General features: G+C 61.2%; 16 protein-coding genes. 11 read left to right on the forward strand and 5 right to left on the reverse strand.

What is annotated here, in order from left to right; genetic code table 11:
• Window positions 1-48: 48 nt before the first annotated feature.
• Window positions 49-1119 (forward strand): polyamine ABC transporter substrate-binding protein, encoded by a 1071-nt coding sequence (locus ACSAMW_RS01430; RefSeq protein WP_500592327.1) that lies wholly within the window; start codon window positions 49-51, stop codon window positions 1117-1119.
• Window positions 1120-1134: 15 nt separating this feature from the next.
• Here the strand turns inward: ACSAMW_RS01430 and ACSAMW_RS01435 are convergent, their stop codons facing one another.
• The gene (locus ACSAMW_RS01435; RefSeq protein ID WP_500592328.1) at window positions 1135-2109 is read right to left on the reverse strand and encodes a nuclease-related domain-containing protein; all 975 of its coding nucleotides are present in this window, start codon (window positions 2107-2109) and stop codon (window positions 1135-1137) included.
• Between the two features lie 182 nt (window positions 2110-2291).
• Between ACSAMW_RS01435 and ACSAMW_RS01440 the strand changes: the two genes are divergently transcribed.
• From ACSAMW_RS01440 to treA, 3 genes are all read left to right on the forward strand, one after another.
• Window positions 2292-2960 (forward strand): hypothetical protein, encoded by a 669-nt coding sequence (locus ACSAMW_RS01440; RefSeq protein ID WP_500592329.1) that lies wholly within the window; start codon window positions 2292-2294, stop codon window positions 2958-2960.
• Window positions 2953-3600, forward strand: coding sequence for an RES family NAD+ phosphorylase (locus tag ACSAMW_RS01445; protein WP_500592330.1), 648 nt, complete (start codon window positions 2953-2955; stop codon window positions 3598-3600). Before ACSAMW_RS01440 ends, ACSAMW_RS01445 begins: the two co-directional genes overlap by 8 nt.
• Window positions 3601-3738: 138 nt before the next feature.
• The gene (treA, locus tag ACSAMW_RS01450; protein ID WP_500592331.1) at window positions 3739-5373 is read left to right on the forward strand and encodes an alpha,alpha-trehalase TreA; all 1635 of its coding nucleotides are present in this window, start codon (window positions 3739-3741) and stop codon (window positions 5371-5373) included.
• Window positions 5374-5428: 55 nt separating this feature from the next.
• On the opposite strand, the gene ACSAMW_RS01455 is transcribed toward treA, so the two are convergent.
• Together ACSAMW_RS01455 and ACSAMW_RS01460 are read right to left on the reverse strand one after the other, a co-directional pair.
• Window positions 5429-6715, reverse strand: a complete 1287-nt coding sequence (locus tag ACSAMW_RS01455; RefSeq protein WP_500592332.1) for an MFS transporter — start codon at window positions 6713-6715, stop codon at window positions 5429-5431.
• Window positions 6716-6824: 109 nt separating this feature from the next.
• Window positions 6825-7784, reverse strand: a complete 960-nt coding sequence (locus ACSAMW_RS01460) for a LysR family transcriptional regulator (protein ID WP_500592333.1) — start codon at window positions 7782-7784, stop codon at window positions 6825-6827.
• Between the two features lie 107 nt (window positions 7785-7891).
• On the opposite strand from ACSAMW_RS01460, the gene ACSAMW_RS01465 reads away from it, so the two are divergent.
• The 7 genes from ACSAMW_RS01465 (at window position 7892) to ACSAMW_RS01495 (ending at window position 15819) form a co-directional block, all read left to right on the forward strand.
• Window positions 7892-8626, forward strand: coding sequence for an SDR family oxidoreductase (locus tag ACSAMW_RS01465; RefSeq protein WP_500592334.1), 735 nt, complete (start codon window positions 7892-7894; stop codon window positions 8624-8626).
• An 18-nt stretch (window positions 8627-8644) separates the two neighbouring features.
• On the forward strand, window positions 8645-9493 hold the full coding sequence (locus tag ACSAMW_RS01470) for an ureidoglycolate lyase (RefSeq protein ID WP_500592335.1): 849 nt from the start codon (window positions 8645-8647) through the stop codon (window positions 9491-9493).
• Between the two features lie 44 nt (window positions 9494-9537).
• Complete coding sequence (gene denD, locus ACSAMW_RS01475; RefSeq protein WP_500593934.1) at window positions 9538-10512, forward strand: D-erythronate dehydrogenase; 975 nt, start codon at window positions 9538-9540, stop codon at window positions 10510-10512.
• A 62-nt stretch (window positions 10513-10574) separates the two neighbouring features.
• Window positions 10575-11945, forward strand: coding sequence for an MFS transporter (locus ACSAMW_RS01480; RefSeq protein ID WP_500592336.1), 1371 nt, complete (start codon window positions 10575-10577; stop codon window positions 11943-11945).
• Window positions 11942-12838 (forward strand): NAD(P)-dependent oxidoreductase, encoded by an 897-nt coding sequence (locus tag ACSAMW_RS01485; protein WP_500592337.1) that lies wholly within the window; start codon window positions 11942-11944, stop codon window positions 12836-12838. Before ACSAMW_RS01480 ends, ACSAMW_RS01485 begins: the two co-directional genes overlap by 4 nt.
• Complete coding sequence (locus ACSAMW_RS01490) at window positions 12831-14615, forward strand: IlvD/Edd family dehydratase (RefSeq protein WP_500592338.1); 1785 nt, start codon at window positions 12831-12833, stop codon at window positions 14613-14615. Before ACSAMW_RS01485 ends, ACSAMW_RS01490 begins: the two co-directional genes overlap by 8 nt.
• Window positions 14616-14643: 28 nt before the next feature.
• Window positions 14644-15819 (forward strand): fumarylacetoacetate hydrolase family protein, encoded by a 1176-nt coding sequence (locus ACSAMW_RS01495; RefSeq protein ID WP_500592339.1) that lies wholly within the window; start codon window positions 14644-14646, stop codon window positions 15817-15819.
• A 21-nt stretch (window positions 15820-15840) separates the two neighbouring features.
• Here ACSAMW_RS01495 and ACSAMW_RS01500 read toward each other — a convergent pair whose 3' ends face one another.
• Window positions 15841-16419 carry a plasmid pRiA4b ORF-3 family protein gene (locus ACSAMW_RS01500; protein WP_500592340.1) on the reverse strand — a complete coding sequence of 193 codons (579 nt, stop codon included), beginning with the start codon at window positions 16417-16419 and terminating at the stop codon, window positions 15841-15843.
• 72 nt (window positions 16420-16491) lie between these two features.
• Window positions 16492-16701 carry a hypothetical protein gene (locus ACSAMW_RS01505; RefSeq protein ID WP_500592341.1) on the reverse strand — a complete coding sequence of 70 codons (210 nt, stop codon included), beginning with the start codon at window positions 16699-16701 and terminating at the stop codon, window positions 16492-16494.
• Between the last annotated feature and the right edge of the window lie 24 nt (window positions 16702-16725).

Consider the following 16725-nt stretch of genomic DNA (forward strand, 5'->3'; position numbering starts at 1 on the left):
CCTGACTGCCCTCCCCATAACGCTTAAAACAAAGGCTGAGGTATTCGCATGTTGAAATTCATCGCCCCGTGGGTGCTGGTGAGCGCCGCTCAAGCAGCAGAGACCGTGAAGATCTATAACTGGAGCAGCTACATTGCGCCCACCACCCTGGAGGCGTTCACGGCCAGCACGGGCTACCCCACCCAATACGACCTCTATGACAGTAATGAAATGCTGGACGCCAAGCTGATGGCTGGCCATTCGGGGTATGACGTGGTGTTCCCGTCCAACCACTTTATGGCGCACCAGATTACAGCCAAGGCCCTCAAGCCGCTGGATCGCAACCGCCTGCCTAACTGGAAAAACCTGGACCCTGGCTTGCTCAAGGTGCTGGAGGCCAATGACCCAGGCAACCGTTACGGCTTTCCTTACCTGTGGGGAAGCACTGGCATCGGCTACAACATCGAAAAGGTCAAAGCGGTGCTGGGTGACGTACCTGTGGATTCATGGGGCTTGGTGTTCAAGCCTGAGTACATGAAAAAACTGGCCCAGTGTGGGGTCGCCTTTCTAGACAACGGCCCGGAGATTCTTCCCATTGCCCTGAACTACCTGGGCCTGCCTCACCACAGCACGGCCAAGGGCGATTACGACAAAGCCCAGGCCTTGCTGATGCAGATACGGCCCTATGTGCGCTATTTCCACAGTTCCAAGTACACCGCGGACCTCGCCAACGGTGATGTATGTGTTGCGGTAGGGTTCTCCGGGGACGTGATGCAGGCTGCGCAACGGGCCGAAGAAGCAGGGAACGGGCAGAACATCGCGTATGTGATTCCCAAGGAGGGTTCGCCCATGTGGTTCGACATGGTAGCCATGCCTGCCGATGCGCCTGACGAAGCCGGTGGTTACGCCTTTCTCAATTACCTGCTGGCGCCAGAGGTAATGGCTCAGATCAGTAACCACGTGCATTACGCCAACGGCAACACGGCAGCTGAACCGTTCGTGGACGCGGCTATTCGCACGAACGCCATGGTGTATCCGCCACACGCCGTGAGGCAGAAGCTGTTCGTGCTAGAGGCGGTGCCCAAGGCCACTGACCGGTTGCGCACACGGGTGTGGAGCGCTGTGAAGAACGGCGGCTAGCACACGCGCCTGTGGCTACCAGTCCCTTACCCGTGTGCCGTTCATGCAGTGCTTCACGTCGTCGTCCACCAGGTTATTGGGCTTGATGCAGGCCCGCAGGGATTGCTCTTGGCCACCCATGCCCTTGCCCGGCTGCACAGGCGCCGGCGTACCACGTTTCAATGTGCCTTGGGCACTGGCCAGCAACGCCGAGGCGGCAGTGTTCACCTCTTGCCCGACAGGTGCCAAGGCCATGACCGCCTGCGTGACCAAGGGCAGGGGTTTGCCTGCACACACGATCAATCCCGTGACCGCCATACCTAACAGGCTAGTGAGCATTAGCCCTCTGCGCCTGCCTGGGTTCCGCCGACCATGCCGGCGCCGTAACCCTTCCACATGGGCGCGGTCCGTGGCCTCGCCAGGTGGGAGCCGCTGCTGCTTGAGGGCGCGTGTGAAGGCCGCGACCTGCGCCTGGCTGAACACGGGTTCGTTGTAGCGGCGGATGTACCGTGCCAACCCCCAGCCTCGCACCACCTGCAAGGGCATGGGGCGCTTCAAGCGCGCCGGGCCGGTGAACACAACCACCGAATGCAGGTGCGCCATGTCCACGCCAAGGCAATACTCCAGCGCCTTGAGATGCCGGTAGTTCTGCCGCAGCGGGTTCTGGAAGCTGTAACTGTGCCTGCCCACTGTCTGCAGCCATCGAGGCTCACGCTCGGCCCCAACGATGCGGCCTTTCATATGCTTGGTTTCCACCACGAAAAGGCCGTAGCGGGAGAGGAATACATGGTCGATCTGGGTGGTGCCGTCTTCCACGCGCAGGGTCAGGTTGTGCAGGCGTTTGTAGGTACGGGCTGGTAGCCCCCAGTACGCAAAAAAGCGCACCCAGGCTTCTCCCGCCTGGCCTTTCTGCGCCGGGGCCTGCAGCACCTTTGCCAGTACCACGGCAGCCAGGAGCGCAACAGTAAGGTAGGGGAGGAAGGGCGAGAGGGCGGAAGTGATAGCGACCACGAAAAGCGACACCTGAACAAACGGGTGCGGTTGATACCATATTGGCACTGCGGCTGCCAGCGGATTCCTGGGGGTGCGGGCTGGGTATGCGACAAAAGCGCTGCTTGCTGTAGGTGTGCAGCTGGATTAGAGTGGTTATCACGTTTTGATGGTCATGATTGTAATCATGAAGGGCAGAAACAATGACGCAACGCGCAGACACTCTTCAAATTGGGCAGCCTGTTCTGGGGCGCTTGAAAGAACTGGCGCTGCGCGAGCGCGAGGACACTGGCGTCTTCATTTCTGTGGAGCATGCTTCGCCGTCGGTGCTTAAGGCGTTTCTCGATTCCTTGGACCTGTGGAGAAGAATGTATGCCGAACAGGCGGCGGCTGTTCAGAACAGGGACACCATAGGCCAGCTCGTTGAGCTGCTGATACCAGATGCTCCTGCGACTTCCGCCCAACTGAGGCAGGCTCATATGCTGGCCAAAGCCAAGCGGGCTGTGCTGGAAAGTGGGGACTGGATAACCGCTCACCATCTTGCTGAATTGGCAGAGCTCAGTGCGGCAAACCCCAGTTCTCAACCTAATAAATGGAAGCGCGATGGCCGTATCTTCGCCATACGCCACGGTGGCATCGATTATTTCCCGCTGTACGGTTTGGATGAAACGTCCAGCCATCGGCCGTTGCCTGTGCTCAAAGACATCCTGTCTGTGTTGAGCCCATTGAAAGATGGCTGGGCAATGGCTTACTGGTTCATGTCAGTCAACGGGTGGCTGGGTGGCAAGCGCCCCCAGGACCTGCTTCGTACCGCCCCAGAACACGTGCTTGCTGCCGCCCATGAAGAGGTGGCAGGCATTACTCATGGTTGAAGCCTCAACTACCCGGCTCCCCTACGAGGGGTTACACCTTTCGTATCACACTGTGCCTGCTGGCACGGTATTGCACCGCGTTCACGCCAGCCGGTTCGGATCGGTTCAATACAACCCAACCGGTGTGGGCAATGCTCGGTTCAGCCCCCTCACCGCAGTAAACGGCAAGGTTGTGCCTACCCTGTACGCCGGCAGCACGTTCAATTGCGCTGCATTGGAAACGGTATTTCACGACGTGCCCCATGAGCCGGGCTACAAATTCCTACAACAAGACCGGCTGCGTGGCCTTCAGTACTCCCAGATACAGACTAAAACAGCGCTACACCTTGTCGATCTGTCCAGCAAGGCGTTACGCCTGCTGGGTGTCAAACGCAACGAGCTGGTGGACACGGATGCAGACCGCTACCCCTATACGCGGCAGTGGGCTGCTGCTATTCATGCACAAGCTCACGAAGCGCAAGGGTTGCGGTGGGTATCAAGGCAAGATGACGAGGCCATGGCCGTAATGCTGTTTGGTGATCGGATCAAGCAGAGCCACCTTACGGTCCGTCAGGCTGGTCGAGATATTCTTGAGGACCCAGAGGTCTTCGATCGGCTGTTGGACCTGGCCGAACGTATTGGCGTGTGCCTTACGCGTTAACCGGCCCGCCAGCAGAGAATGTGCAGCCTCCGGCCCCTGCCGCTATAACAAGCCTCTATCCCCAACATCCAACCGAACCACCGCGCGCGCTCGCCTGTCGATTTCATGGCCACCCTGGAACGCTTGCGAGGAGTATCCATGTCGTCATTCCCCCGTGCCACCACCCTGGCGGTGTCCATCACCCTGGCCGCCCTCTACGGTTGCTCGACCGCTGAGGTTCCGTCTTCCAGCCCCCAATGGAGCTGGGAAACGGTCTCTGCCAGCCGCGAAATAGCACCCGACCAAGCCTACCCAGAGCTGTTCCTTGCGGTGCAGCAGAGTGAGTTGTTCACCGACCAGAAGCATTTTGTGGACGCGCTGCCCCTGCGTGCGCCAGCGGATATCCGCGCGGCTTACCTGGCTCAGAAAGACCAGCCTGGCTTTGACCTCAACGCTTTCGTGGCTGCCAACTTCGAAGCGTCCGGTACGGCCGATGTGCAGCCGCCCAAGCTAGGCGCGGACCTGCCGGCCCACATCAATGACCTGTGGCCTGTGCTCACCCGGCACTACGAGCAAGTGCCGGCCTACAGCAGCCTACTGCCACTGCCCAAGCCCTTTGTCGTACCTGGCGGTCGGTTCCGGGAAATGTATTACTGGGACTCTTACTTCACCATGCTGGGCCTGGCCGAAAGTGGTCGAACACAGCAGGTGCGCGACATGGTGGACAACTTCGCCTACATGATCGACACCTACGGCCATATTCCCAATGGGAACCGCACGTATTACTTGAGCCGGTCGCAACCACCGTTCTTTGCCTACATGGTAGACCTGCTGGCTAAGCTGGACGGGAATGCGGCTTACGCACGGTACTTGCCGCAGTTGCAGAAGGAGTACGCCTACTGGATGCAGGGCGCACAAACCCTGAAGGCCGGCGAAGCGACGGTCCACGTAGTGAAGCTCAAGGATGGCGCAGTACTGAACCGCTACTGGGACGCCAGCGACGCGCCTCGCCAGGAGTCCTGGGCTGAAGACCGCACGACGGCGGCCCAGGCGCCGGGCAGGCCGGCAGCTGAAGTCTACCGGGACTTGCGCGCCGGTGCAGAAAGCGGCTGGGACTATTCCTCACGGTGGTTGGGGGATGGCAAGACCATGGCGACCATTCGTACCACCGCTATTGTGCCGGTGGACTTGAACAGCCTGATGTTCCACTTGGAGCAGACCATCGCCAAGGCCTGCCAGCAAACCAGCCAACCTGCCTGTACCACGCGCTATACCCAATGGGCCCAGGCCCGACAGCAGGCCGTAGAAAAGTACTTGTGGAACCCCGCGGGTTTCTATACCGACTATGACTGGAAAAAACAGGCCATAAGCGACGAGGTCAGCGCTGCTAGCCTGTACCCGCTGTATACCCGCCTGGCCGACCCGCACCATGCTCAGCAGACCGCCGCGACCGTCAACCAGAAACTGATCCGCCCCGGCGGTATTGCCACCACCGCCAACAACAGTGGCCAGCAATGGGACGCCCCCAATGGCTGGGCACCTTTGCAACTGATCGCCGTGGAAGGCCTGCGGGCCTACGACCAGAGTGACCTGGCCGAAACCATCGGCCGCCATTTCCTTACCCAAGTGCAAGGCCTGTACGAGCGCGAGCATAAGCTGGTGGAAAAGTACGACATCGAAGGTGGCAAAGGCGGCGGCGGGGGAGAGTACGAGCTGCAGGATGGGTTCGGATGGACCAATGGTGTGACTCTGCAGTTGCTGCGGCTGTATGGCACCCAATCGCTGGTTCAGTAACCCATTGGTAAGCCGGGCCGCAAGGGCCCGGCCTGCTGAGTTGAACTGGCTTGCCTTAAGCCGAGCGGGGTATGGCGCCCCCAGGCACCGGGGGCACTGATACCGCAACAGGTGCAGGCTCCTTGAGCAACGCAAAGTACGCCAGTGCCGAACAGGCCGCCACTACCGCGCTGATCACGAAGGCGGATGAAAACGAGCCACTCTGCTGCACGCTGAAGCCTGTCAGGATCGGTGCGATTGAGCCTGCCAGGTAGCCGCCGAAGTTCTGGATCGATCCAAAGGAGGCCACGCGCTCGGATGGCACGATGGTATTGACGATCATCCAGGCGGTGGCGCTGGAAATGCTGATGAAAAACAGCGTGAGGCACAGCAGCACCACGCAAGCCACAACGTTCGTAGTGAAGGCCACTATCAACGTGAAGAGTGCGCCGCCTACCAGCCCGAGGATGACCATCAACTTACGGCTGGCCAATACTTTCATGCCTCGGGCCACCAACCGGTCGCAGGCCTTGCCGGCGACGATGGTGCCCACCGCGCCACACAGGTACGCCAGCGACACCACCCAGGCGGTACGGTAGAGGTCCAGGCCATGCTCCCGCTCGAAATAGCCAGGTAGCCACGTGAGGTTGAGCCAGATCATGTAGATCACGCCCATGAACCCCAGGAAGGCGCCCCAGGTATTGCGTTCCTTGAACATGGCGGCCCAGGGCAGGCGTTGTGCCTTAGTAACCTGCCCTGTTACCGGCTCGGCACGCCCTGTCTCGGCCATGTACTGGGCCTTGCTCTTGTAGAACACGAACCAGCAGGCGGCTAGCACGATGCCTAGCACGCCGGTCAGGATAAACATGCCACGCCAGCCCAGGTGCACCATGAATACCGTCAACAGCGGCGGGGCCAGGCAAGGCCCGATGCACGTGGACGACCACACCCAACCGGTTGCCGTGCCCCGTTCCTGCGTGTCGAACCATTCTGACAAGGCCTTAGCCGCCGACGGAAACACCGGCGCCTCGCCAATGCCCAGCAATACCCTTAAGCCCACCAGCTGGCTAAAGCCGCTGAACAGCCCGAACGCGGCCTGGGCGACCGACCACACGATCAGCGAACCACCCAGTGCCAGCTTGCTGCCGAGCTTGTCGATCAATGCGCCCAGCGGCAGCTGCGAGAACGCGTAGGCAATGGAAAACGCCGACAGCATAACGCCCATCTGGACTGGGGTGATGGCTAGGTCTTTCTGAATGGAGGTGTTGGCGATGGACAGCGCGCTGCGGTCCAGGTAGTTGATCACCCCGATCATGAATAGAAAACCGATGGTCAGGGCCTTGTAGCTTTTTATTGTTTTCATGGGCGCCTCTGTGAGCGGTTGCCGCCGTGCTGCAGCCGGCGTGCTTGCACTGTAGTAGGCGGCGGTTGCAACGCCAAATGACGACTTTCCATCGATCGATAACCGGGCGTTATCGACCTACCTGGGGCGGCGTTTCAGGCCTCTCAACGTTGTTTGACAGTGCGTCCATAAACGCTTGGGCAGACCAGCCTGGGGTTTCGTTTCTTCGTGTGATGATCCCGTAATCCGCCAGCACGAAGGGAAAGGGCAGGGCCAGCCGGGTAAGGCGGCCGGCCTGAATGTCCGGGGCCACCATCGACTCCCCCAACATGGCTACCATGGGTGCCGTTTGCAGCAGTTGCAGCGTGGTCTGCATGGAACTGGTTTCCACGGTGTTCCCAGGGGTTTGCATGCCGGCTTCGGCAAAGGCCTGCTCTAGCCGAGCGCGCATGGGCGTACCGGCCGGGTACACGATCCAGGGCCAGTTGCCCAGTTCCTCCAAAGGTACGTCGTGTGCCCCGGCCAGCGGGTGCTGGCTGCCGGTGACCAGGCACAGGGGTTCAGGGGCCAAGGCCTGGAAATCGAACAGTTTGCGGTGCTGGTCCAGGGTAAAGCGGGCGATCACCAAATCCAGCTGCTTGTGCTCCAAGCGCTCCAGCAGGTTGGCGCTGGTGCCCTCCAGAATGTCCAGCGTGAGCAATGGCCATTGTTGCTTGACCTTCACGATGGCCGCCGGTAGTGCCAAGGCGGTGGGCGCGAAAATAGTGCCTATTTTCAACAGGCCATGGCCACCTTGCCGCAGGTGGTTGATCTGGCCAACGAAGTGTTGCGCATCGTTCAGGGCAATTTGCGCATACCGTGCCACCTGGCTCCCCAGGTCGGTGGGGGGCATGTGCCGGGGAAGCCGCTGGAACAAGGCAAAGCCCAACAGCTTCTCCACCTCCCGCAGCATTTTGCTGACCGCGGGCTGGCTAATATTCATTTCCTGCGCGGTGGTATGCATATTCTGGGTACGGGCCAGGGTCGCGATAAGCACCAAGTGCCGAAACCGGAGCCAATTACACAGCTGATTAAAGCCCACATCTGCCATTCGATAACCCTCGGTTATTGAAGCTTGAGAATATCTCATTAGCGTTTATCGGCAACTGGCTCTACGGTTAAGGGCGCTGCGTAAATGGCGATAACAAGAGGCTAAGCATGGCCACCCAACGCATTCTGATCACCGCCGCTGCCCAAGGTATAGGCCGCGCTTCAGTGCTCGCCTTCCAGCAGGCGGGTTTTCACGTGATCGCCACAGACTTGCACGTTGAACCGTTGCAAGGCCTGGAGGGCATCGAAGTGGTGCCGCTGGATGTAACCCAGGCTTCGGCCATTGAGGCGGTGCAAGCTCAGGTAGGTCCCATAGATGCGCTGTTCAACTGCGCCGGGTATGTACACAGTGGCGCGTTACTGGCCTGTGATGAGCAGGCCTGGCAGTTCTCCTTCGACCTGAATGTGACGGCCATGTACCGCATGATCCGGGCCTTTCTGCCCGCCATGCTGCAAGCAGGCCACGGCAGCATCGTGAACATGGCGTCCGTGGCGTCCAGTGTTAAGGGTGTGCCCAACCGGCTGGCCTATTCAGCCAGCAAGGCGGCGGTGATCGGCCTTACCAAATCAGTAGCAATGGACTATGTGGCCCAAGGCGTGCGCTGCAACTGCATCTGCCCTGGCACGGTGGATTCGCCTTCCCTGCGCCAGCGTATCGCGGAGCAGGCCAAGGCCCAGGGCCGTACCGAAGCTGAGGTGTACGAGGCTTTTGTGGCGCGTCAACCCATGGGGCGCCTGGGTACCGCCGAGGAAATCGCCCACTTGGCGGTGTACCTGGCCAGCGAGGCCAGTGCCTACACTACAGGCGCGGTCCATGTGATCGATGGCGGTATGAGCGTTTAACTTTTTTCAGGACAGCCTATGAAATTGCTGCGTTACGGCCCCAAGGGCCAGGAAAAACCCGGCCTGCTGGATGACCACGGCCAGGTCCGCGACCTCTCCGGCCATGTGCCAGACATCGCAGGCGCTGTGCTGGGGGCTGAAAGCCTGCAAGCCCTGCGAGCGCTTGACCCGAGCAATTTGCCAGTGGTCAGTGGGTCGCCGCGCCTTGGACCCTGTGTGGGCCAGGTGGGCAAATTCATCTGTATCGGCCTGAACTACGCCGACCATGCTGCCGAGTCGGGCATGGCCGTGCCCACTGAGCCTGTGGTGTTCAACAAGTGGACCAGTGCCATCTGCGGCCCCAATGACGACGTGCAGATCCCTCGCGGGTCCACCGAGACGGACTGGGAGGTGGAGCTGGGTGTGGTGATCGGCAAGGCGGGGCGTTATATCGACGAACGTAATGCTCTGGAGCACGTGGCGGGGTATTGCGTGATCAACGACGTGTCCGAACGTGAATGGCAGCTTGAACGAGGCGGTACTTGGGACAAGGGCAAGGGGTTCGACACCTTCGGGCCTCTCGGGCCTTGGTTGGTCACCCCCGACGAAATCCCTGACCCCCACCAACTGAACCTGTGGCTGGAGGTGGATGGCCATCGTTACCAGAACGGTAATACCCGCACGCTGGTGTTCCAGATCCCCGCGCTGATCGCCTACCTGAGCCGGTGCATGTCCTTGCAACCGGGCGATGTGATCTCCACCGGCACACCTCCCGGCGTGGGCCTTGGGGTGAAACCTGATCCAGTGTTCCTGCGGGCCGGGCAGGTGATGCGCCTGGGCATTGAGGGGTTGGGCGAACAGCAGCAGCGCACGGTCGACGCGGACTGACCCTCGTTTTCTACCGTTTTCTACAACAATAAGAAGGAACCATGATGCGCATTCTGATTACCGGGGGCACGGGCTTTATTGGCAAACAATTGGCCCAGCGCCTGCTTGCCCTGAACAGCGTTACCCTGGAAGGGCAGGTTTCACAGGCTATCGAACGCATCGTGCTGTTTGATGCGTTTGATGGCGAGGCCGTGCCGCAGGACCCAAGGGTGCACGTGATCACCGGTGATATCACCGACCCCCAAGTGGTTGCCCGCGTGACAGACGGCGTGGACCTGGTATGGCACCTGGCAGCAGTGGTGAGTTCGGCCGCCGAGGCCGATTTCGACCTGGGCATGCAGGTGAACCTGTACGGTTTGATGACGCTGCTGGAGGCCTTGCGCAAGCAAGCAACAGTGCCTCGTTTTGTGTATGCCAGCGGCTTTGCTGTATTCGGAGGCACGCTGCCCGAGGTGGTCAACGACGAAACAGCCCTGACGCCGCAATCGTCCTATGGCATGCAAAAGGCGGTGGGCGAGTTACTGGTGGCCGACTACGCCCGCAAAGGTTTTGTAGATGGCCGGGTGCTGCGCCTGCCTACGGTGGCCGTACGCCCTGGCAAACCCAACAAGGCCGCTTCCACCTTCTTCAGCTCCATTATCCGTGAGCCACTGGTGGGCCAGCCGGCGGTGTGCCCCGTCCGGCCCGAGACGAAGGTGTACCTCACGTCGCCACGCCGGGTAGTAGACGCCATGGTGCATGCCATGAGCCTGTCGGCGGCCACGTTGGGTGACCAGCGCGTTATCCCGTTGCCAGGTGTTACCACGACCGTGGCTGACATGGTCGCGGCGCTGCAACGGGTAGCGGGGGAGGAGGCTGCACGCCTGATCCGCTGGGAACCGGACGCCACCATCCAACGCATCGTCGAAAGCTGGCCTAGCAAGGTCGATGCCCCCCGCGCCCGTGCGCTGGGCTTTAGCGCTGATCCCGATTTCGAGGCCATCGTGCGGGCGCACATAGAGGACACGGCCCACCCCTGAGCACTGCATTACCTACCAACACCTGTGTGCTTCCAAAAATAAGAACAGCGAGGCCGTGCACCATGATCACGTCACACCCTGACATCACTGACATCGAAAAGCAGACCATCAAGCGTGTGACGAAGCGCTTGATCCCGTTCCTGATCCTGCTGTTCGTGGTCGCGTTCCTGGACCGCAACAACGTGGGCTTCGCGGCCTTGCGCATGAACGACGACATTGGCATCAGCCAGACCATCTATGGGCTGGGGGCCGGTATTTTCTTTCTGGGGTATTTCATCTTCGAAGTGCCCAGCAACGTGTTACTTCACCGCTTCGGGGCGCGGGTATGGCTGGCCCGCATCATGGTGACCTGGGGCATCATTGCAGGGGCCATGGGCTTTCTGCAGACGGCCGGGCATTTCATTACGCTGCGTGTGCTGCTGGGTATTGCCGAGGCCGGGTTCTTTCCAGGCGTGATCTATCTGCTGTCCCTCTGGTTCCCGGCGCGCTACCGCGCACGCATGATTGCCACGTTCTACCTGGGTGTGCCCATTGCCCAGGTGATAGGCGCACCGCTGTCGGTGGGGCTGATGCAGGTGGGCGACGCAGTGGGCATGGTGGGCTGGCGGCTGATGTACATCGCCGAAGCCGTGCCCGCGATCATTCTAGGCGTGGTCTGCTATTTCTACCTGACAGACCGCCCTGCCGATGCACATTGGCTGACTGATGAACAACGTGCCTGGCTGATGAACACCCTGGAGCAGGAAGAGCGCGCCAAGCCCCTGGTAGTGGGTGTGCAGCCCACCAAATGGCAGATGATCCGCAGGGCCTTGGCCAGCCGGCAAGTGTGGATGCTGGCGCTGGTGTACTTCGGCATTACCTCGGGCAGCAATGCCATGAACTTCTTCCTGCCCACAGTGCTAGCGTCCTTCCGGGCCTCCTTCGGCCTTGAGATCGGCCTGATGCAAAATGGCCTGATCACCGCGGTGCCTTATGCCGTCGCTGCCGTGGCCATGATTATATGGAGCCGCCGTTCCGACCGCCTTCAGGAGCGCCACTGGCATGCCGGCGGGGCAGCCCTGCTGGCCGCCGTGTCCATCGCCGTGGCGCTGATCATTAACCAGCCCTGGATCATTGTGATTGGCTTTGTGCTGCTGGCCATCGGCGTGTACAGCGCCATCAACGTGTTCTGGGCCGTGCCAGGCCAGGTATTGACAGGAGTGGGCGCTGCAGCGGGGATCGGGCTGATCAACTCCATCGGCAACCTCAGTGGCTTTACCGGGCCGTACCTCACCGGTTTTTTATACAACGTTACCGGTAGCTACACCCCCGGTTTCTTGGTTATAGCTGCGCTGGTGGGTGCGGGTGGGCTGGGCATGCTGCTGATGCCACGCCATCCAGTGGTCGCCCCTGGCGCGGTAGCAACGCCTGCAGTAGCAGGAGGCAAGGCATGACGGTAGCGTTTATCGGGACGGGCATCATGGGCGCGCCCATGGTGGGCAACCTGTTGAAGGCGGGGTTTGAGGTTAGGGTGTGGAATCGCTCCCGCCATAAAGCCCAACCCTTGGCCGAGCAGGGCGCGCACGTGGCCGCTACGCCTGAAGAGGCGGCACGGGGCGCTCAGGTACTGGTGTGCATGCTCAGCGATGGCCCCACCTGCAACCATGTGCTGTTCGAGGAGGGTGCGGTACAGGGGCTGGCGGCAGGCGCGCTGGTGATCGTGATGAGCTCCATTGCCGTGGACGTGGCGGTCGCCCAGGCCAAACGCTGTGAAGAGCATGGCGTGCTGTACCTGGATGCACCCGTGTCGGGCGGTGAGCGTGGCGCGCGTGACGGCAGCCTGGCCATTATGGCGGGCGGCACCCAGGCTGCCTTCGAACAGGCCGGGCCCGTGTTGGCCGCCTTGGGCCGCCCGGTACACGTGGGCCCGGCAGGCACGGGTGAACTGGCCAAGCTGGTCAACCAGTTGATCGTGGCCAGCACGTTGGCCACGGTCAGCGAAGGCCTGCTGCTGGCCGAGCGCGGCGGCGCAGACCCCGCCAAGGTGCATGAAGCCCTTATGGGCGGCTTTGCCGATTCACCCATCTGGCGCCAGCACGGCCTGCGCATGCTCAGCGGGGACTTCACCCCCGGTGGCCCCGCCAAATGGCAGCTCAAGGACACCCATACCGCCTTGGCTCAGGCTGAGGCATTGGGGCTGGACCTGCCTGTGGCCAAGCAGGTCGACACGCTGTTCGAGGCCATGGTGCAGGCCGGCGATGGCGAACTGGACCATGCCGGCCTGATCCGCCAACTCCGCCGCCATAACGGTTTAACCCCAGACAATGCGGGAGCTTCAGATGAGTGATAGTCCTCCACGCCGCCTGCGCAGCCAGCAGTGGTTCGATGACCCCAGCCATGCCGACCTGACAGCGCTGTACGTTGAGCGTTACATGAACCAGGGGCTGACCCGTGCCGAGCTGCAATCGGGCCGGCCCATCATTGGCATCGCCCAGACCGGCAGCGATCTCACGCCCTGCAACCGCCACCACATCGAACTGGCCAAGCGTGTGAAGGATGGCATCCGCGATGCGGGTGCTATTCCCATGGAGTTTCCGGTTCACCCCATTGCCGAACAGTCACGCCGCCCTACGGCCGCCCTGGACCGCAACCTGGCGTACCTGGGCCTGGTGGAAGTGCTGCATGGCTACCCGCTTGATGGCGTGGTACTGACCACCGGGTGTGACAAGACCACCCCAGCATGCCTCATGGCGGCTGCTACCACGGATTTGCCCTCGATTGTATTGTCTGGCGGGCCGATGCTGGATGGCTGGCACAAGGGCCAGCGGATCGGCTCGGGCACTGTGCTGTGGCACGCCCGGAACCTGCTCAGCGCGGGCGAAATCGATTACGAAGGTTTCATGACCCTCACCACCGCCGCATCACCTTCGGTGGGCCACTGCAATACCATGGGCACCGCTTTGTCCATGAATGCCTTGGCGGAGGCCTTGGGGATGTCATTGCCCGGCTGCGCGAGCATCCCGGCACCGTACCGTGAACGCGGGCAGATGGCGTATGCCACGGGCGTGCGTATCGTTGACCTGGTACGTGAAGACGTTCGGCCCTCTCACATCATGACCCGGGAAGCGTTCGAAAACGCCATTGCCGTGGCCTCGGCACTGGGCGCTTCTACCAACTGCCCGCCGCACCTGATCGCCATTGCCCGCCACAGTGGTATCGACCTGACGCTGGAGGACTGGCAACGGGTGGGCGAGGACGTGCCGTTGCTGGTGAACTGCATGCCTGCCGGCGAGTACCTGGGTGAAAGCTTCCACCGTGCCGGTGGCGTGCCTGCAGTGATGCACGAGCTGGACGCTGTAGGGCGGTTGCACCGTGGCTGCCGTTCGGTCAGTGGGCCCAGCATCGGTGAACTGGTGCGCGACGCCGTTGCCCAGGACCGGGACGTGATCCGCAGCTACGAGCACCCACTCAAGCACCGCGCCGGGTTTATAGTGCTCAGTGGCAACTTCTTCGACAGTGCCATCATGAAGATGTCGGTGGTAGGCGAAGCGTTTCGCACTACATACCTGAGCGACCCGGCCCAGCCTAACTGCTTCGAAGCCAGGGCCATCGTGTTCGAAGGGCCTGAAGACTACCAGGCCAGGATCAACGACCCGGCGCTGGACATCGACGAACGCTGCATTCTAGTGATCCGCGGGTGTGGCACGGTGGGGTATCCCGGCAGCGCCGAAGTGGTGAACATGGCGCCGCCCTCAGCGCTGATTCGTGCCGGTATCGACGCCTTGCCTTGCCTGGGCGATGGCCGCCAGAGTGGTACTTCTGCCAGCCCATCGATTCTCAACATGTCCCCAGAGTCGGCAGTGGGCGGCGGGTTGGCCCTGCTGCGTACCGGCGACCGGTTACGGGTGGACCTCAATGCCCGCAGCGTGAACCTGTTGGTGGAGGAGGCTGAATTAGCCGCCCGTCGCGCTGAACCGCTGCCTGCGCTGGCGCCCTCGCAAACCCCATGGCAGGAACTGTACCGGCAATTGGTCGGGCAGTTGTCCACCGGGGGCTGCCTGGAGCCGGCCACCTTGTACTGGCGCGTGATTGCCGAAAACGGGCCGCCCCGTCATTCCCATTAATGGTGTTGGTTTTGTACAGGATGCGTGTATGCAGACGTTGCAGTTGAACATCGAAAACAGCCTGCCCACGGACTGGGAGCGAGCCACCCTGGTGGGGCGGGTCTGGCTGCCTGCCGTCCAAGGCCCAGCGGTGGTCGTGATTCGGGACGGGGTCGTAGTGGACTGCACCGCGCAGTTTCCAACGCTCAGCCTGCTGCTTGACAGCGAGGCCCCTCTGGAAACAGTGCGCACGCTGGAAGGGGTGCCCCTGGGTCGCATCGAGTCACTGCTGGCCAACAGTGGTGAGGCATTGAACCCTGACCAGCCCAGGCTGCTGGCGCCCGTGGACCTTCAAGTCATCAAGGCCGCAGGCGTGACCTTCGCGGCCAGCATGATCGAACGGGTGATCGAGGAGAAAGCAGGTGGTGATGCCCAGCGTGCCGAGCAGATACGTGCCCTGGTGCACGAGGTGATCGGTGACAACCTGCGGCAACTCAAGCCAGGCTCTGCCGAGGCCATGCGCTTGAAGCAGGTGCTGATCGATCAAGGCATGTGGTCGCAGTACCTGGAAGTAGGCATTGGGCCAGACGCTGAAATTTTTACCAAGGCGCCGGTGTTGGCCGCCGTGGGCAGCGGTAGCGCAGTCGGGATACACCCGGGTTCCTCTTGGAACAACCCTGAGCCAGAGGTGGTGCTGGCGGTGGATAGCCAAGGGCGTATTCACGGCGCCACCCTGGGCAACGACGTGAACCTGCGGGATTTCGAGGGGCGTAGCGCACTGTTGTTAAGCAAAGCCAAAGACAACAATGCGTCCTGTGCTCTGGGGCCTTTGATCCGGCTATTTGACGAGCATTTCAGCCTGGACGATGTGCGACGCTGCGAAGTGAGCCTGCGAATAGAGGGGCAGGGCGGTTATGTGCTCAATGGTCGAAGTGCCATGAGCCAGATCAGCCGCGACCCCGAAGACCTGACAGCGCAGGCGCTGAACCCCAACCACCAGTACCCGGATGGGTTCGTGCTGTTTCTGGGTACCCTGTTTGCCCCTACCGATGACCGTGACCAGCCAGGGCAAGGCTTTACTCACCATGAAGGCGACGTGGTCAGTATCACCTCGCCGGCACTGGGCGGGTTGCACAACCGTGTGACCACCAGTGATCAAGCGCCGCCCTGGGTATTCGGACTGGGCGCCTTGATGCGCAACCTGGCCGGCCGAGGCCTGCTGTAGCAGGCGATCAGCCGGTGTCCTTCAGCCCCAGAAGTTATTGCAGATGCGTTGAGTTGCGGCACTGGCAGCACGTGGGTCGAAGCGCTCAGGATCAAAGCCGGGCCCTGCCCATCGATGGAAGTCCTGGGCGTCTTCACTGTCTGGGGCCCGCTTGAGCATGGCCAGGATCTCCTGATAGCTGTCGACGCCACCGCAGTCTTCAGGCGGGCAGGCGCGTTCGCCCTCGATGACCACGCACCAGGCACCTTCGCCTTCGTCTGGGCCTTGCGCCTCTACCGCAATCACATGTTGCCAGCTGTCACCGAAATCGTAGGTATACCGCAGGCGGTCGCCCACACTCAGTACCCGCTTGAGCTTGAACTTGCGGTCATCGAGCAGGTGAGGGTCGGGGAAATCCCGGTCGGGTAACCCGTAGCGTTGTTCGTTGAGGTCGAACTCGTACAGGTGCTTGCTGCTCCAGCCCATAGCGGCTTGAATGAAATGATGGAGCCGGCGCAAGGTCACGTCGCTGTTCACGATAATGCGCCGCCACACTGGCGGGTTCAGTTGAAGGGGCTCAAGCTGGACGTAGAGCACGAAGCAGGTTGAGGCATTGGCCATTGGCATATCCTTGGGTAGTAGGCTGGCTACAGGGTCAGCTGTTCTGCCCAAGGTTTCAACCACAACATGGCATTACTTGCCCTTTGTTGGATCGCAACGGTAGAGCACGCTCAGGTCTTGGCGTTTGGCGTTTAGCTGTTCCGCCTTTTCCTTGCACTGGGCAACGCGTTTATCTTCCCTGATAAACCCGTCCGCCGCCCATACAAACTGAGGTGGCATGCAGGTGGTCTGGGCATCGCTTGTACAGAAAACAGCATTCAGGAACAAAGCAGGCAAGGACATCATGCACTCCAGATGAACTACCGT

The organism is Pseudomonas sp. AB39(2026) (assembly GCF_059831485.1).

Excerpts from the sequence above, each read along its gene's own strand:
- ACSAMW_RS01480 (WP_500592336.1), top strand. The coding sequence starts at position 10,575 with ATGATCACGTCACACCCTGACATCACTGACATCGAAAAGCAGACCATC.
- ACSAMW_RS01505 (WP_500592341.1), bottom strand. The coding sequence starts at position 16,701 with ATGTCCTTGCCTGCTTTGTTCCTGAATGCTGTTTTCTGTACAAGCGAT.
- ACSAMW_RS01465 (WP_500592334.1), top strand. The coding sequence starts at position 7,892 with ATGGCCACCCAACGCATTCTGATCACCGCCGCTGCCCAAGGTATAGGC.
- ACSAMW_RS01470 (WP_500592335.1), top strand. The coding sequence starts at position 8,645 with ATGAAATTGCTGCGTTACGGCCCCAAGGGCCAGGAAAAACCCGGCCTG.
- denD (WP_500593934.1), top strand. The coding sequence starts at position 9,538 with ATGCGCATTCTGATTACCGGGGGCACGGGCTTTATTGGCAAACAATTG.
- ACSAMW_RS01440 (WP_500592329.1), top strand. The coding sequence starts at position 2,292 with ATGACGCAACGCGCAGACACTCTTCAAATTGGGCAGCCTGTTCTGGGG.
- ACSAMW_RS01495 (WP_500592339.1), top strand. The coding sequence starts at position 14,644 with ATGCAGACGTTGCAGTTGAACATCGAAAACAGCCTGCCCACGGACTGG.
- ACSAMW_RS01490 (WP_500592338.1), top strand. The coding sequence starts at position 12,831 with ATGAGTGATAGTCCTCCACGCCGCCTGCGCAGCCAGCAGTGGTTCGAT.
- treA (WP_500592331.1), top strand. The coding sequence starts at position 3,739 with ATGTCGTCATTCCCCCGTGCCACCACCCTGGCGGTGTCCATCACCCTG.
- ACSAMW_RS01485 (WP_500592337.1), top strand. The coding sequence starts at position 11,942 with ATGACGGTAGCGTTTATCGGGACGGGCATCATGGGCGCGCCCATGGTG.
- ACSAMW_RS01445 (WP_500592330.1), top strand. The coding sequence starts at position 2,953 with ATGGTTGAAGCCTCAACTACCCGGCTCCCCTACGAGGGGTTACACCTT.
- ACSAMW_RS01500 (WP_500592340.1), bottom strand. The coding sequence starts at position 16,419 with ATGGCCAATGCCTCAACCTGCTTCGTGCTCTACGTCCAGCTTGAGCCC.
- ACSAMW_RS01460 (WP_500592333.1), bottom strand. The coding sequence starts at position 7,784 with ATGGCAGATGTGGGCTTTAATCAGCTGTGTAATTGGCTCCGGTTTCGG.
- ACSAMW_RS01430 (WP_500592327.1), top strand. The coding sequence starts at position 49 with ATGTTGAAATTCATCGCCCCGTGGGTGCTGGTGAGCGCCGCTCAAGCA.
- ACSAMW_RS01455 (WP_500592332.1), bottom strand. The coding sequence starts at position 6,715 with ATGAAAACAATAAAAAGCTACAAGGCCCTGACCATCGGTTTTCTATTC.